This window comes from Dactylosporangium sp. NPDC048998 (assembly GCF_043197855.1).
GTDB lineage: Bacteria > Actinomycetota > Actinomycetes > Mycobacteriales > Micromonosporaceae > Dactylosporangium.
In genome coordinates this window covers 189,840-205,910 of record NZ_JBICTV010000010.1, presented here as the reverse complement: position 1 = coordinate 205,910, position 16,071 = coordinate 189,840, and the positions used below count along the sequence as shown (strand labels likewise).

Annotated in this window: 10 protein-coding genes; 6 read left to right on the top strand and 4 right to left on the bottom strand. The window is 73.6% G+C overall.

The window, feature by feature from the left end:
• Positions 1–5: 5 nt before the first annotated feature.
• The gene (locus ACGFI8_RS24130; RefSeq protein WP_392808107.1) at positions 6–1,529 is read left to right on the top strand and encodes an MDR family MFS transporter; all 1,524 of its coding nucleotides are present in this window, start codon (positions 6–8) and stop codon (positions 1,527–1,529) included.
• A gap of 77 nt (positions 1,530–1,606) precedes the next feature.
• Positions 1,607–4,879 (top strand): DUF4132 domain-containing protein, encoded by a 3,273-nt coding sequence (locus ACGFI8_RS24125; RefSeq protein ID WP_392808106.1) that lies wholly within the window; start codon positions 1,607–1,609, stop codon positions 4,877–4,879.
• A 24-nt stretch (positions 4,880–4,903) separates the two neighbouring features.
• Here ACGFI8_RS24125 and ACGFI8_RS24120 read toward each other — a convergent pair whose 3' ends face one another.
• The 4 genes from ACGFI8_RS24120 to ACGFI8_RS24105 form a co-directional block, all read right to left on the bottom strand.
• Entirely contained in the window at positions 4,904–7,021 is a 2,118-nt protein-coding gene (locus tag ACGFI8_RS24120; RefSeq protein ID WP_392808104.1) for a glycosyltransferase family 39 protein, read from the bottom strand.
• Between the two features lie 177 nt (positions 7,022–7,198).
• Positions 7,199–8,797 (bottom strand): hypothetical protein, encoded by a 1,599-nt coding sequence (locus ACGFI8_RS24115; RefSeq protein WP_392808102.1) that lies wholly within the window; start codon positions 8,795–8,797, stop codon positions 7,199–7,201.
• A gap of 81 nt (positions 8,798–8,878) precedes the next feature.
• A complete protein-coding gene (locus ACGFI8_RS24110) occupies positions 8,879–9,382 on the bottom strand; it encodes a sensor histidine kinase (protein WP_392808101.1) in 504 nt (167 codons plus the stop codon).
• A 121-nt stretch (positions 9,383–9,503) separates the two neighbouring features.
• Positions 9,504–9,845 carry a GAF domain-containing protein gene (locus tag ACGFI8_RS24105; protein ID WP_392808099.1) on the bottom strand — a complete coding sequence of 114 codons (342 nt, stop codon included), beginning with the start codon at positions 9,843–9,845 and terminating at the stop codon, positions 9,504–9,506.
• A gap of 373 nt (positions 9,846–10,218) precedes the next feature.
• On the opposite strand from ACGFI8_RS24105, the gene ACGFI8_RS24100 reads away from it, so the two are divergent.
• The 4 genes from ACGFI8_RS24100 (at position 10,219) to ACGFI8_RS24085 (ending at position 16,062) form a co-directional block, all read left to right on the top strand.
• Positions 10,219–10,851, top strand: a complete 633-nt coding sequence (locus ACGFI8_RS24100; RefSeq protein WP_392808097.1) for a TetR/AcrR family transcriptional regulator — start codon at positions 10,219–10,221, stop codon at positions 10,849–10,851.
• A 3-nt stretch (positions 10,852–10,854) separates the two neighbouring features.
• The gene (locus ACGFI8_RS24095) at positions 10,855–12,591 is read left to right on the top strand and encodes an ABC transporter ATP-binding protein (RefSeq protein WP_392808095.1); all 1,737 of its coding nucleotides are present in this window, start codon (positions 10,855–10,857) and stop codon (positions 12,589–12,591) included.
• Positions 12,592–12,676: 85 nt separating this feature from the next.
• Positions 12,677–14,653 (top strand): ABC transporter ATP-binding protein, encoded by a 1,977-nt coding sequence (locus tag ACGFI8_RS24090; RefSeq protein WP_392808094.1) that lies wholly within the window; start codon positions 12,677–12,679, stop codon positions 14,651–14,653.
• A 236-nt stretch (positions 14,654–14,889) separates the two neighbouring features.
• The gene (locus ACGFI8_RS24085; protein WP_392808093.1) at positions 14,890–16,062 is read left to right on the top strand and encodes a lytic polysaccharide monooxygenase; all 1,173 of its coding nucleotides are present in this window, start codon (positions 14,890–14,892) and stop codon (positions 16,060–16,062) included.
• The last annotated feature ends 9 nt before the right edge of the window (positions 16,063–16,071 follow it).

The window sequence follows — 16,071 nt, the reverse complement described above, 5'->3', positions numbered from 1 at the left end:
TGGCCATGCGCGAGGCCACTTTCACGGGGCGCTCCGGCGGGGTCGGGCTGCGCTCGGAGCGGGGGCCGGTGCTCGGCTCGGTCATGCTGACCACGGGCCTGGTGGCGCTGGACAGCACGATCATCGCGACCGCCGTGCCGTCGGTGGTGCGCGACCTCGGCGGGTTCGCGCACTTCCCGTGGCTGTTCTCGATCTACCTGCTGACCGCGGCGGTCACCACGCCGCTGTGCGGCAAGCTCGCCGACGTGCTCGGGCGCAAGCCCGTCATGCTCTTCGGCATCGTCGCGTTCCTGGTCGGGTCGGTGCTGTGCGGCGCCGCGTGGAGCATGCTGACGCTCATCGTGTTTCGCGCGGTGCAGGGCATCGGCGCCGGCGCGATCCAGCCGATCAGCATGACGATCATCGGCGACCTCTACACGGTGCAGGAGCGGGCGCGGGTGCAGGGCTACGTCGCCGGCGTGTGGGGCGTGGCGTCCGTGGTCGGGCCGACGCTGGGCGGGGTGTTCTCCGAATACCTGTCGTGGCGCTGGATCTTCTACGTCAACGTGCCGCTGGGCCTGATCGCCGCGTGGATGCTGGCCCGGCACCTGAAGGAGAGCGTCGCGCGCCGCCGGCACCGCATCGACTACCTCGGCGCGGCGCTGCTCATCGGCGGCTGCACGCTGCTCATCCTCGGCACGCTCGAGGGCGGCATCACCTGGGCCTGGCTGTCCGCGCCCAGCGTGATCATCTTCGTGCTCGGCGCCGCGCTCATCACGGCGTTCGTGTTCGTCGAGCGCCGCGCCGCCGAGCCGGTGCTGCCGCTGTGGGTGTTGCGATACCGCACCCTGATCGGCGGCAATCTCGCGGCCGTGACCGTGGGCGCCCTGGTCATCGGGCTGAGCTCCTACGTGCCGAACTTCTCCCAGGGCGTGCTCGGCACCGGCGCGCTGGTCGCCGGGTTCGTGGTCGCGGCGATGACGCTGGGCTGGCCGATCGCGGCGTCGCTTTCCGGCCACGTGTACCTCAGGATCGGCTTCCGCAACACCGCGCTGATCGGCAGTCTGGTCATCATCGGCGGTACGGCGTTGTGCGCCCTCCTCACCGAGCACACCACGGTCGGCATGGTCTCGCTTGCCTGCTTCGTCATCGGCGTCGGGCTGGGCCTGGCGTCGGCGCCGACGCTGGTCGCCGTGCAGTCGGTGGTCGGCTGGGACCGGCGCGGCGTCGTCACCGGCACCAACATGTTCTCGCGCTCCATCGGCAGCGCCGTCGGGGCGGCCGCGTTCGGGGCGATCGCGAACGCGACCCTGGATCGCCGCTTCGCCGCGGCGCCCGCGGACGTGCGGCCCGCGCTCGGCTCGGGCGCCGACGCGACGAGCATCGCGCTGCAGGGCGGCAACGCGACCTCGGCCGTGGCCGACTACGTGCGCGCGAGCCTGTTCGCGGCGACCCACAACGTCTTCGTCGCGCTCGCCGTCGTCGGCGTGTGCAGCCTGGCGGTACTGCTGCTGATCCCGCGACACATCGAGGAGCTCCCGCCGGCGTGACGCACGCACGGTGACATCACGTAACGGAGCGTGCGGAGCTCCGAAAATTGTCGGTGGGTCTCGTTAGCCTGTGGCCCGTGACCGAACAGACCTTCGTCCTCCCGGCGTCGTGGCGACGCAGCATCCACCCGCGCCGCGGCGGGGTGCCGGTCGGCTACGAGCCGGCGGGCGCCGCGCTGCCCGACGCATCCGTTGCGCGCCGCCCGCTGGCGCACGCGGAGACACCGGAGGATTTGCGCGCCGCGGGCCTTGCGGTCCTCGACGGCGGGGCGGAGCCGACGCCCCTCGGCGTCGCGGCGATGTGGGCCGCCCTGCTCGGCACCGGCGCGCGGTATGCCATCGACGACGTGCGGGCCGTCGGCGACGACTGGATCGCCCGGCACGGCGTCGTCTTCGCCGCCCGGGCCGGGGCCGAGTTCGCCGGGCTGTGGGTCACATCGCGGCATTGGCGGGATCACGAGGACGGCCCGCTCTCGCTCGCCCGGCTCGCGGGCCAGGGCGAGCGAAGCAGCGCGCACATCTCCGAGCTGGTGCTCGGGCCGATCCGGGCGGCGCTGGCCGAGGCCCCCGACGACGTCTACGCGCAGGCCGTGCGGGCGCTCGGGGCGGCCAGGGCCGGTTCGATCTTCACCCGGCTCGCCGCGTCGTTCCTCGCCCCGGCCGAGCAGGACTGGGTGGAGCAGGACGCGCGCGACGTTCCCGCCCAGCACTCCCACGCGGTCCTGCTGATGGCGTCGGTCCGCACCGCCGAGCAGGCCGCCATGGTCGTGCCGCGGCTGGACGACTCCGGCTGGTGGCACCTGCACACCGCGGTCATGCTGCACACCCTCGCCGAGGGCATCGGCGACGGCATCCTCGACGTGTTCGACGACGACTGGGCCGGCGGCACGGGCATTGCCAGTGGGTATTCGGGCACCGAGTTCCTGCGCCTCATGGCCGGCGCCCTCGCGGCGACCCCGACCGACCGGGCGTTTCAGGCGCTGCTGGACAGGGCCGCGCGCCGGGGCGTGCAGACCGCCGTGGCCGACGCCGCCGACCGGTTCCCGGTGCGGGCCATGCGCCTGCTGGAGGCCTCCGCCGACCGGCCCCGGGTCGGTGAGCTGCTGCGCCGGCACGTCGCCCGGCACCCCGACCTGGCCCCCGAGAGACTGCGCCCCGCGGCCGGCACCGGCGTCGCAGAGGCGCCCCCGGAGGCGCTGCCCGCGGTGCTGGCGACGCCGCCCTGGACGGCCCGCCGCAAGGTCGCCCGGCCGGTCGTGCTCGCCGACCTGCGCTGCACCGACGCGCCCGCCGTCTCGTGGCGGCCCGGTGAGCGGGAGCGGCTCATGGTCCTCGTGCGGGCCACGCCGCCGGTGCGGCCCGGCCCGCACAGGGACTACGAGGCGCTGGCCGAGGGCGTGCGCGCGGGCACGGCGCGTCACTGGGACGCGCGAAGCCTCTTCCTCGCGGGCCCGCAGGAGCTGGCCGGGCCGCTGCTGGAGGCGTATCGGCCCGGGCGGCGCGAGGACAGCCGGTGGTGGCTGCCGCAGGCCGCCGCGCGGTTCGGGGTCGCCGCGATCCCGCCGATCCTGCACCACGTCCGGCAGCGGCCGGCCGACGGTGCCATGCTGATGCCGTTCACCAGCCCCGAGATCGCGCTGCTCGTGGCCGACTGGCACGCGCGGCTGAAGGCGGCCCGCCGGTTCGCGTCGGCCTGGCTGCGGGCGCACCCGGCGGAGGCGTCGCGGGCCCTCGTCCCGGCCGCGCTGGCCAAGCCCGGCCCGCAGCGGCGCAGGGCGGAGCGCGCCCTGCTCGCCCTGGCCGACGCCGGACACCGCGACGCCGTGCTGGGCGCCGCGGCCGGACACGGGGAGGCCGCCGCGGCGGCGATCGCCGCCCTGCTCGACGCCGATCCGCTCGCCCGGCAGCTGCCGTCGCGGATTCCCGAGCCGCCCGAGTGGGCCGACCCCGCCGTCCTGCCGCCCGTCCGGCTGCGCGACGGCGCCGGGATCCTGTCCGCGACCGCGGTGCGGCACCTGCTGACGATGCTCATGATCTCGAAGCTCGGCGACCCGTATGCCGGGATCGCCCACGTGCGCCAGGCCTGCGAGCCGCACGACCTGGCCCGCCTCGGCTGGGAGCTGCTGTGCCGCTGGGAGGAGGCCGACGCGCCGCCGGCGGGCAGCTGGGCGCTCGACGCGCAGGCCGTCCTCGGCGACGACGAGAGCGCGGCGCAGCTCGCCGACCTGGTGCAGCGGTGGCCATACGCGGGCGCCCACAAGCGCGCCGCCGCCGGCCTCGACGCGCTCGCAGCCTTCGGCACGGAGGCCGCGCTGCGCCTCCTGCACGAGCTGTCCACGAAGGCGAAGGCCCCGGCGGTGCGCACCCGCGCCGGGCAAAACCTGACCGAGGCCGCCGACGCCCTCGGGCTCACCTCCGAGCAGCTCGCCGACCGGCTGGTGCCCCGGTTCGACCTTGCCGCCGACGCGACGACGGTGCTCGACTACGGCCCGCGGCGGTTCGTCGCCGGGTTCGACGAGCAGCTGAAGCCTTACGTCGCCGACGAGGACGGCGCCCGGCGCAAGGACCTCCCGCCGCCCGCGGCCAGCGACGACGCCGAGCTCGCCGCCGCGGCGCGGCAGCGGTTCGCGGCGGCGAAGAAGGGGGCGCGGAAGGTCGCCACCGAGCAGGTGCGCCGCCTCGAGCAGGCCATGGTCGGCGGGCGGCGGTGGCGCGCGGCCGAGTTCCGGATGGTCTTCCTGGAGCACCCGCTGCTGTGGCAGCTGGCCCGGCGTCTGGTCTGGATCACCGGCGAGGGGCCCGACCGGCCGGGCGCCGCGCTGCGCATCGCCGAGGACCGCAGCCTCGCCGACGTCGCCGACGAGCCGGTCCGGCTGCCCGACGACGCCTTCCTCGGCGTCGCGCACCCCGTCGACCTCGACGTGCCGGCGTGGTCGGAGGTGTTCGCCGACTACGGGATCCTGCAGCCGTTGCGGCAGCTGGGCCGGGAGGTGCACCGGCTGGGCGACGACGAGCGGGCGGCGACCCGGCTGGGGCGCTTCAACGAGCGCAAGGCGCTGTCGGTGAAGGTGATCGGCCTCGAGCGGCGCGGGTGGCGGCGGGAGGGGCGGGAGGGCGACCACCAGTCGCGGATGGAGCGCGACCTGCCCGGCGGCGCGCTGCTCATCGTCGACCTCGATCCCGGCATCGCGCTCGGCGACCCGGCGCACTTCCCGGAGCAGCGGTTCAGCGACGTGTGGATCTGCGCGCCGGGCGCGGATCCGTGGTCGCGCGAGCGGAGCGTGCCGTTCTCGGCGCTGGACGCCGCGAGCGCGTCGGAGCTCCTGCACGACCTGGGCTCGTGCGTGTGAGACTGCGACGGCGCTGTCGGGAGGCTATTTGGTGAGCTTGTAGACGGTGGTGTTGCCGACCGTCTCGGCCGTGTAGTGCTCCGCCACCCAGGTGGCGATCTCGCCGCGGCCGCCGCCCATGCCGCCGCGGCCGCCGCTGACGTAGTAGGCGACCTCGCCGCGGGAGACCGCGGCCTGGAACTGGGCCAGGGTCGGGGCCGGGTCGCTGCCGTCCCATCCGCCGATGGCGATGACGGACTTGCCGGTCGCCAGCTCCAGCTCGGCGGCGGACTGGTCGCCGTTGGTGGCCGCGGCCCACTTCGTGGTGGTCGCCTTCAGCAGGGCGGTGAGCTCCTGGCCGCTGCCGCTTTCGCCGGCGCCGCCGAACCCGCCCATGCCGCCGCCGAAACCGCGACCGCCGAAGCCCATGGCGCTCGAGGCCGGGCCGGAGCTGGGGATCGCGCCGGCGTGCGGCTGGCTCGCGGTGGCCAGGGCCCAGGCGCCGGTGCCGGCGAAGCCGGCGAGGACCGCGGCCAGCGCCACGACCACGGCCAGGCGGCGCCCGAAGCCGAGGCCCGCGCCGGCCCCGGCGGCATGGGACCGCGGTGCTGCGGTCCTCATGGCTGCGGTCCCGGCGCCGGTCGCAACGGTGCTGACCCCAGCAGTGTTCGTGCCGTCCCCGGCGGTGCCGTCCCCGGCGGTGCCGTCCCCGGCGGTGCCGGTCCTGGCGGTGCTGGCCACGGCGGTGCGGGGACCGGCTGGGCCGGTCGGCGCCGTGGTGGTCAGTGCGGGGTTGGTTTCCGTGATGCCGGCGAGGGCGGCGACGGCGACCGCGGCGGCGCCGCCGGCGATCAGGACCGACCAGCGCAGCCACGGGGTCCAGGACGCGTCGCGGGACAGGAGCGTGAAGTCCCAGGCGGCGGTGGCGAAGACCATCGCGGCGAGGACGAGGCGGGCGGGGGTGGCGGCGCGGGCGCGCCACAGTTCGCGGGCGCCGATCGCCACCAGGGCGGCGATCGCGGGGGCCAGGGCGACGGTGTAGTACGGGTGGATCGTGCCGGACATGTAGCTGAAGACGATGCCGGAGACGAGCAGCCAGCCGCCCCAGAGGACGAGGGCCGCCCGGATGGCGTCGGTCCGCGGGGCGCGGCGGGTGAACCACAGGCCCGCGACCAGGGCGATCAGCGCCGCCGGCAGGAGCCACGAGATCTCGCTGCCCATGCTGTCGCCGAAGAGGCGGGTGAGGCCGGCGCCGCCGCCGAACGCGGTGTTCCGCATACCGCCGCCTCCGCCGCCCCCGCCGCGGTTGCCGTCGCCGCCCAGGATGCGGCCCAGGCCGTTGTACCCGAGGGCGAGCTCGAGCAGGCTGTTGTCGGTCGAGCCGCCGATGTACGGGCGGGAGCCGGCGGGCCAGAGGGCGACGAGCGCGACGTACCAGCCGGCGGACACGACCAGGGTGGCTCCCGCGGTGAGCAGGTGCACGAACCGGCGCGCGAACGTCGTGGGGGCGGCGATGAGGTATGCCAGGGCGAACGCGGGCAGGACCAGCAGGCCCTGCAGCATCTTCGTGAGGAACGCGAAGCCCAGCGCGGTCGCGGCCAGCGAGAGCCACAGCGGGGAGGCCTTCTCCACGGCGCGGGTCGTGCAGTACGCGCCGGCGACGAGCAGCAGGACCAGCAGGGCGTCGGGGTTGTCGAAACGGAACATGAGCACGGCCACGGGGGTGAGCGCGAACGCGGCCCCGGCGAACAGGCCTGCGGCGGCGCCGAAGTGGCGCTTCACGGTGGCGTAGAGCAGCGCGACCGCCGCCACGCCCTCCAGGGCCTGGGGGACCAGCAGGCTCCAGCTGTTGAAGCCGAAGATCCGGCCGGACAGGCCCATCACCCACAGCGACGCGGGCGGTTTGTCGACCGTGATGACGTTGCCGGCGTCCAGCGAGCCGAACAGCAGCGCCTTCCAGCTCTGCGTGCCGGCCTGCACGGCGGCGGCGTAGAAGCCGTTCGCGGTGCCGGAGTCGGCGAGGCGCCACAGGTACAGCACCGCGGTCAGCAGCAGCAGTGCGGCGAGCGCGGGGCGTTGCCAGGCCGGGCGGGCCGCCGGGGCCTCGTGTCTGGGCCGCGCGGCGGCGGACCGGGGCGGGCTGGGCAGCGTCGTCGTGGTCATTCCATGACTCTCGGGGTCGTGGCTGTCCGGTGGTTGTCAGCAACCTGGGCGCGGCCTGTGAACCGCCGGCTCGGGCGTTGGTTCCTAGCTTCCTAGGACGTGCAACACGGGACGTAGTGGGCCACACGAGCCGCGGCTCACGCTCGGCGGCCACGGCTCGCACCGGCGCCTGACACCTCAGGGCGTGTCGTAGCCGCCCGGCTGGACGACGGTCGTGAAGCCGCCAGCCGGGACCAGGACCCGGATCCGGCCCGCCGTCGTCGTGTAGTGCTCCAGCTCCTCGCCGCCCGGGTCGTTGACGCTCACCGTCGCCGGGGTGTCGCCGGGCACCACCACGTCGGCGGCGCGCGTGCTGGTGGCCATGCTGCGCAGCAGCGTCAGGTGCGCGCCGGTCAGCGGGTCGGCCAGAGCCATCGAGTGCAACTCCGCTCCTTCGATGCGTACGGTCGCCTCGGCGATCCGGGCGACCGCTGCCGCGTGCGGCTCGGCGTCCAGGGCCAGCATCGCCAGCAGTCCGTGGATCGTGGACTCGGCCCCGGCGTCGCGGTGCACCACCCCGGCCCCGCCGTCGGCGGCGTCCTCGACGTCGATGCCGTCGTAGGTGATCCCGGTCGCCGGGTCGTACATCGGGGAGCCCGCCGGGTTGTTGCCGAAGAACCACGACCCGGCCACCCCGGCCAGGGTCGTGAGCGCCGGCCGCCCGGTCACCCGTCCCGTGGCCAGCAGCGACTCGACCCGCGAGTGCGCACCGTAGGCCAGCTGCACCCCGTCGAGCGTCATCGCCTCCCGCGCGCCCGGCATCGCCACCCGCAGGTTGTCCGGTCCGCCGCCCACCAGCAGGTGCGGGGTGAACGACGCCGCGTCCGCCAGCGCCGCGTCGCGGGCCGACAGGTCGCCGCACACCTCGTACACGCGCGCCAGCGCCGCCGGCGCCAGCCCGGCCCAGCCGTGCCATTCGGTGCGCGAGAGCCCGCTCGGCAGCACCGCCCCGAACGGCCACGTCCACGGCGTGCCGGTGCGCATCGCGGTGACCGCCTCGGCGAGCTGCTCCAGGACCTTGCGGGCGTCCTCGTCGTCGCTGATCCGGGTGTACTCGCACAGCCCCAGCAGCGCCTCGCCGGTCAGGTCGGCGCCGTCGGCGATGAGCCAGGCGGGCGTGGCGGTGTCGTCGACGAGGCGCCACTGGCCGTACCGGCACAGCACCTGCCGCCGCACCGCCCCGGCGGCCAGCCGCAGCCGCACCCGCAGGAATGCCGCGAACGCCGGGTCGTCGCCGTGGAAGGCGGCGTAGCCCTCGCCCAGGGCCCAGATCGTGCGGGCCAGCCAGGCCGACTCGGCGCTGTCGGACGGGTCGGGCCGCTCGGTCGGCTCGGCGCTGGCGTTGAGCCGACCGTCGGGCTGCTGCCACAGCACCACGTTGCCGGCCCGCGGATCGGTGTCGTCCTCCGGCGCGGTCTGCAGGAAGCACAGCCCGCGCAGCAGCTGCCGCGCCGCCGCCCGGCTGGTCGCCGCGCCGGTCGCCCGCCAGTGCCGGGTGTACACCACGGCCGCGCGGGCGATGTCGTCGGCGTTGAACGCCCCCTGGGTGTAGTCGCCGTCACCGGCCTGATCGCCGCCCCCGCAGGGCAGGTAGCTGCCGTCGGGCAGCCGCCCCGCGTAGGTCCACAAGACCTCGACCTCCGGCTCCTCGGCGAGCCGGTAGGTGGTGTGCCCGGCGATGGCCGGCGGCGTGATGCGGACCCGCAGCGAGTCCAGGTGGGCGAGGTTCGTCAGCACGGGCGGCGCTCTACCCGGGCCCCGACCGGCAAACGCCCACCCGTGGGCGATTACGGGTGCCCGGGTGCGCCGGTGCACCCGCTACGGCAGGGTCAGGCGGGCGGTCGTGCCGGCGCCGGCCGAGCTCAGCGTGATCCGCCCGCCGTGCGCGGCCGCGGCCTCCTGGGCGATGTGCAGGCCCAGGCCCACGCCGGGCACGGCCTGGCGGCGGGCGTGGCGGCCGCGGAAGAAGCGCTGGAACACGTACGGCAGCTCGTCGGCGGGGATGCCGACGCCGGTATCGGCGACCTCGATGGTCGGCGCGGGCGTGTAGACGGCGCGGACCGTGACCGTGCCGCCGGGCGGCGTGAACAGGATCGCGTTGCGCACCAGCTGCTGCACCGCTTGCGTGAGCCGGGCCGCGTCGACCGAGACGACCGACGCCTGGGTGGCCGGCTCGACGACGACCTCGACGCCGCGCGGCTCGGCCACCGCAGCGCACGACTGGACCGCGGCGGCGAGCACCATGTGCAGCTCGACCGGCGTGCGGTGCAGCAGCAGCGGGGCGTCGGCGGAGCGGGTGCCGTTGAGCAGGTGGTCGACCATGCCGACGAGCCGCTGGCCGTTGCGGTGGATCGGCTCGACGAGGCGGTTGTAGCAGGCCAGCTGCTCGTCCTCGGCGAGCAGCTCGAGGTACCCCTGGATGGCCGTGACCGGCGTGCGCAGCTCACGGGGAGATGGTCGCGATCAGGTCCTCCTCCCGCTGGGTGGCCCGGGCCAGCTCGTCGCCGAGCTCGGCGAGCATCAGCCGGCTGCGCATCAGCGACAGGTGCCCGGTCGCCTGGCGCGACAGCGTTTGCAGCGCCTCGCGCTGGCGTGGGCCGAGGTCGCCGGGGCGGTCGTCGACGACGCACATCGCGCCGAGGGCGAAGCCGCCGTCGTCGATGAGCGGCGCGCCGGCGTAGAAGCGGATGTGCGGTTCGCCGGTCACGTTGGCGTAGGAGTGGAAGCGCCCGTCGGCGCGCGTCGGGCACCACGAGCGGCCGGCGGGTCGGTATCGTGTGCACACAGAAGGAGACGTCGCGGGGCGTCTGGTCGTCGGCGATGCCGGTCTTGCCGGCGAACCACTGCCGGTCGCGGTCGATGAGCGACACCGCCGACATCGGGGTGCTGAAGACCGATGCCGCCAGCCGGGTCAGTTCGTCGAGCTCGGCGGGGCGGGGCGCGTCGAGCACGCCGTAGCTGTGCAGGGCCGACAGCCTGGCTTCCTCGTCGACGTCGTGCATGCTGGGCACCCTTTCGGCTCGTTGGGACCATTCTGGTGATACCCGGGAGCCGCGCCCGGTCACGCAGCGTTGCGGCACGGTTGCGGACGTTCGCCGTGGTTCGCCGTCAGAGAAACTCGCTTGTTCGAGTGAGTACTCGCTCATTACAGTGTCGCCGTGAATGCGAAGCAGCAGCAGAGCCGGCGGCGACGGGTGCCCGCGCTGGCGCCCGACGACCGGCGGGCGGCGCTCGTCGCCGCGACGCTGCCGCTGCTGCGCACCCACGGCGCGGCGGTGACGACCCGGCAGATCGCCGAGGCCGCCGGCGTCGCGGAGGGCACCATCTTCGGCGTCTTCCCCGACAAGGCGTCCCTGCTGTCGACCGCGCTGTGCAGCGCCTTCGAGCCGGGCCCGGTGCTGCGGGCGCTGTCGGCGATCGATCCGCAGGCGCCGCTGCGCGAGCGGCTCAGCGACGCGGCGGCGATCCTGCTGCGCCGGGTCGAGGGTTCGGTACCGCTGATGATGCTCGCCCGGACCATGCCGTTCCCGGCCGACGAGTCGCCGATGGGGGCGCTGATCGAGAGCCGCCGCCGGCTCACCGACGCCGTCGCCGCGCTGGTCGAGCCCGACCGGGCGCTGCTGCGGCGCAGCCCCGACACCACCGCCCGGCTGCTGTTCGCCCTGGTCGTGAGCGCGGTGCGGGGCGACCTGCCCACCGAAGAGCTGTTCACGCCCGACGAGATCGTTGCCGTCCTGCTCGACGGCCTGCTCAAACGTCCCGCTGTACCAAGCGATCCGGGAGAAGCCTGACCGATGCTGATCCGTCTGCTGCGAACGTACCTGCGGCCCTATCGCGGGCCGATCACCCTGGTGGTGGTGCTGCAGCTGGTGCAGACACTCGCCACCCTCTACCTGCCGACCCTCAACGCCGACATCATCGACCGCGGGGTCATCACCGGCGACACCGGCTACATCCTGCGCATCGGCGGCTTCATGCTCGGCGTGACGCTCGTGCAGATCGTGTGCTCGGCCGCCGCGGTCTTCTTCGGCGCGCGGACGGCGATGGCGCTCGGCCGCGACGTGCGGGCCGGCCTGTTCGCCCAGGTCCAGCGGCTCAGCGCCCGGGAGGTCGGCGAGTTCGGCGCCCCGTCGCTGATCACGCGCACCACCAACGACATCCAGCAGGTCCAGATGCTGGTCCTGATGACGTTCACGCTCATGGTGTCGGCGCCGATCATGTGCGTCGGCGGCATCATCCTGGCGCTCAAGCAGGACGTGCCGCTGTCCGGGCTGCTGCTCGTGGTCACGCCGGTGCTCATCGGCCTGATCGCGCTCATCGTGGTGCGGATGCGGCCGCTGTTCCGGCTCATGCAGGTGCGCATCGACCTGGTCAACCGCGTCATCCGCGAGCAGATCACCGGCATCCGGGTCATCCGCGCGTTCGTCCGCGACGAGCAGGAGCGGGTCCGCTTCGCCCAGACCAACGCCGAGCTGCGCGACGTGTCGCTGGCCGTGGGCCGGCTGATGTCGCTGATGTTTCCGACCGTCATGCTCGTCGTCAACGCCTCCAGCATCCTTGTGCTGTGGTTCGGCGCGCAGCGCATCGACAGCGGCGGCATGGAGGTCGGCGCGCTGACGGCGTTCCTGAGCTACCTCATGCAGATCCTCATGTCGGTGATGATGGCGACGTTCATGTTCGTCATGATCCCGCGGGCCGAGGTGTGCGCCGAGCGCATCCAGGAGGTCCTCGACGCCGAGTCCAGCGTCCATCCGCCGGACGAGGCGGTCACGAGCCTCGACGTCCACGGCGAGCTCGAGCTGCGGGGCGTGTCGTTCCACTACCCGGGCGCGGAGTCGGCCGTGCTCTCCGGCGTCGACCTCGTCGCGCACCCGGGGCAGACGACCGCGATCATCGGCAGTACCGGCGCGGGGAAGACGACGCTGCTCAACCTCGTGCCGCGGCTGTTCGACGCCACCGGCGGCACCGTGCTCGTCGACGGCGTCGACGTGCGCCGGCTCGACCCCGCGCTGCTGGCGCGGACCGTGAGCATGGTGCCGCAGAAGCCGTACCTGTTCTCCGGCACCGTCGCGTCCAACCTGCGCTACGGCCGGCCCGACGCCACCGACGAGGAGCTCTGGCAGGCGCTGGAGGTTGCGCAGGCGGCCGACTTCGTCCGCGCCATGCCCGAGGGGCTCGCCGCGCCGATCGCGCAGGGCGGCACCAACGTCTCCGGCGGGCAGCGCCAGCGCCTGGCGATCGCCCGGACCCTGGTCGCCCGCCCCGAGGTCTACCTGTTCGACGACTCGTTCTCGGCGCTGGACTACGCCACCGACGCGGCCCTGCGCGAGGCGCTGCGCACCGAGATCGCCGGCGCGACGGTGGTCATCGTCGCCCAGCGGGTCAGCACCATCCGCGACGCCGACCGCATCGTCGTGCTCGACGAGGGCCGCGTGGTCGGCATCGGCACCCACCAGGAACTCATGGACGACAACGAGACCTACCGCGAGATCGTCCTGTCCCAGCTGACCGAGCAGGAGGCGGCGGCATGAGCGGTACGGAGCGCAGCGGAGTGGCCGCTCATCAGGAGCGCAGATTCAACTCGTGCCGCTGCCGGAGCGAAGCGGAGGTGACGGCATGAGTGCACCGACTCGACCCGCGGGCGGCGCGCGCCCCGGCGGAGGCCCGGGGTTCGGCCCCGGCCGGATGATGATGGGCGGCGGACCGCCGGCCAAGCTCGAGGACTTCAAGGGCTCCGCCAAGCGGCTGCTGAAGATGCTCGCCCCCGACCGGCTCGTCGTCGCCGTGGTGCTGGTGTTCGGCATCGCCAGCGTCGTGCTGTCGGTGCTCGGCCCGCGGCTGCTCGGCCACGCCACCGACGTCATCTTCGAGGGCATCGTCAGCAAGAAGATCCCCGCCGGCACCACGAAGGAGCAGGCGATCGAGGCCCTGCGCGCGCAGGGCAACAACCGCTTCGCCGACCTGCTGTCGGGCATGACCAACCTGGTGCCGGGCCGGGGCATCGACTTCGACCGGCTCGAGCGGGTGCTGCTGTGGGTCGCGGTGGTGTACCTCTTCGCCTGGATCTTCGGCCTGCTGCAGGCCCGGCTCACCACGGTCGTCGTGCAGCGCACCGTCTTCCGGCTGCGCGAGCAGGTCCAGCTCAAGCTCGCCCGGTTGCCGCTGAGCTACTTCGACCAGCAGCCCCGCGGTGAGGTGCTCAGCCGCGCCACCAACGACACCGACAACATCGCGATGACGCTGCAGCAGTCGATGAGCATGCTGCTCACGTCGCTGCTGACCATCATCGCGGTCCTCGGCATGATGTTCTGGATCTCCCCGCTGCTGGCGGTCATCGCGCTGGTCACCGTTCCGGTGTCGGTGTTCGTCGCCGCCCGCGTCGGCAAGAAGTCCCAGCCGGAGTTCGTCAAGCAGTGGGCGAGCACCGGCCGGCTCAACGGCCACATCGAGGAGATGTTCACCGGCCACTCGGTCGTGAAGATCTTCGGCCGGCAGGAGGAGGCCGCCGGTACGTTCGACGAGCACAACGACGCCCTGTTCGCCTCGTCGTTCCGCGCCCAGTTCATCTCCGGGCTGATCCAGCCCGCGATGATGTTCATCGGCAACATCAACTACGTGCTCGTCGCCGTCGTCGGCGGCCTGCGCGTGGCCTCCGGCACGATGTCGCTGGGCGACGTGCAGGCGTTCATCCAGTACTCCCGGCAGTTCTCCCAGCCGCTGACGCAGGTCGCCAGCATGGCCAACCTCGTGCAGTCCGGCATCGCCTCGGCCGAGCGGGTCTTCCAGCTGCTCGACGCGGCCGAGCAGACCCCGGAGCCGGCCGCGCCGGCCCGCCCGGAGCAGGTCCGCGGCAAGGTCACGTTCGAGCACGTCTCGTTCCGTTACAAGCCCGACGAGCCGCTCATCGAGGATCTGTCGCTGAGCGTCGAGCCGGGCCAGACCGTCGCGATCGTCGGCCCGACCGGCGCCGGCAAGACCACGCTGGTCAACCTCGTCATGCGGTTCTACGACCTGTCCGGCGGCCGGATCCTGCTCGACGACGTCGACATCGCCACGATGTCGCGTGACGAGCTGCGCGAACAGATCGGCATGGTGCTGCAGGACACCTGGTTGTTCCAGGGCACGATCGCGGAGAACCTGGCGTACGGCGCCGACCATCCCACCCCGGAGAAGATCGTCGCGGCCGCCGAGGCCGCGCACGCCGACCGGTTCGTGCGTACCCTCCCCGAGGGCTACGAGACGGTCATCGACGAGGAGGGCGCCGGCGTCAGTGCGGGGGAGAAGCAGCTCATCACGATCGCCCGCGCGTTCCTGGCCGAGCCGACGATCCTCATCCTCGACGAGGCGACGAGCTCCGTCGACACCCGCACCGAGGTCCTCATCCAGCGCGCGATGAGCACCCTGCGCGCGGGCCGGACGAGCTTCGTCATCGCCCACCGCCTGTCCACCATCCGCGACGCCGACCTGATCCTGGTCATGGAGCACGGCAGCATCGTCGAGCAGGGCACGCACGACTCCCTGCTCGCCGCGGGCGGCGCCTACGCCCGCCTGTACTCCGCCCAGTTCGCCGCCGCCGCGGTGGAGGTCGACTGACCGAGATGGACGACCACCGCGCCGCCGGCGACTCGCGGGCGGCGCGGTGGTGAGGGGGTGCCGCTCGCTGCGGCGCCGGGCGGAGCGGCCGCCGGCCCGGCTCGCGTAAGTTTCACGCCCCGCACGCACACATTCATGATCATGCTTGCCAATCGGCGGGTCGTCCGCCGACACTGCGCCTACCTCGTGGGAGCCGAGCTACTCCGCCGTGCCCCAGACTCGAGGAGGTACCTACCTTGGCAAGATTCGTCAGACGCGCGCTGTGGCCGTCCGTGGTCACCGCGGCGGCGCTCGTCGCGGCCGTCCTGGTCGCGCCGGGATCCGCACACGCGCACGGTGTCGCGCTCGTGCCCGGCAGCCGCACGTACCTGTGCTACGTCGACGGCCTGCAGGCCAACGGCCAGATCATCCCCACCAACCCGGCCTGCGCCGACGCCGTCGCCCAGGGCGGCCAGCAGCCGCTGTACGACTGGTTCGGCGTCCTGCGCTCCGACGCCAACGGGCGCACCACCGGCTACATCCCGGACGGGCAGATCTGCGGCGCCGGCACCACGAAGTACGACGCCTACAACGCCGCCCGCACCGACTGGCCGACCACGCACCTGACCGCCGGCTCCACGATCCAGCTGCACTACAGCAACTGGGCCGCCCACCCCGGCACGTTCCGCATGTACATCACCAAGAACGGCTGGAACCCGACCACCCCGCTCGCGTGGGGTGACCTGGAGTCGTTCTGGAGCGTGACCGACCCGCCGCAGTCCGGCGGCCCGGGCGGCTTCAACTACTACTACTGGGACACCACCCTGCCCGCGGGCAAGACCGGCCGGCACATCCTGTTCATCCAGTGGGTGCGCTCGGACAGCCAGGAGAACTTCTTCAGCTGCTCCGACGTCGTCTTCGACGGCGGCCACGGCGAGGTGACCGGTGTCGGCGGCACCCAGCCCAGCACGTCGGCGTCGCCGTCGCGCTCGGCGTCGGCCTCGCCGTCGGTGTCGCCGTCCGCCTCGCGTTCGGCGTCCGCGTCGCCGTCGGCCTCGCGTTCGGCGTCCGCCTCGGCGTCGGCCTCGCGTTCGGCGTCGGCCTCCCCGGGCCCGTCGGGCTCCGGCTGCACCGCCACCTGGGCCATCGTGCCGAGCAGCTGGGCCGGGCACTTCCAGGTCGAGGTGACCGTCAAGAACGCCGGCTCATCGACCCTCAACGGGTGGACGGTGCGCTGGACGTACACCGGCGGTCAGGGCTTCGAGGGCGCGCCGTGGAACGGCACCCTCACCAGCCAGCCACCGAACGTGGCGGTGCAGAACGTCGACTGGAACCGGGTCCTCGGCCCGGGCGCCAGCACGTCGTTCGGCTTCAACGCGACCGGCACGGCCCCGGCCACCCCGCCGGCGCTGACCTGCACCAGCCCCTGATCCATCCGT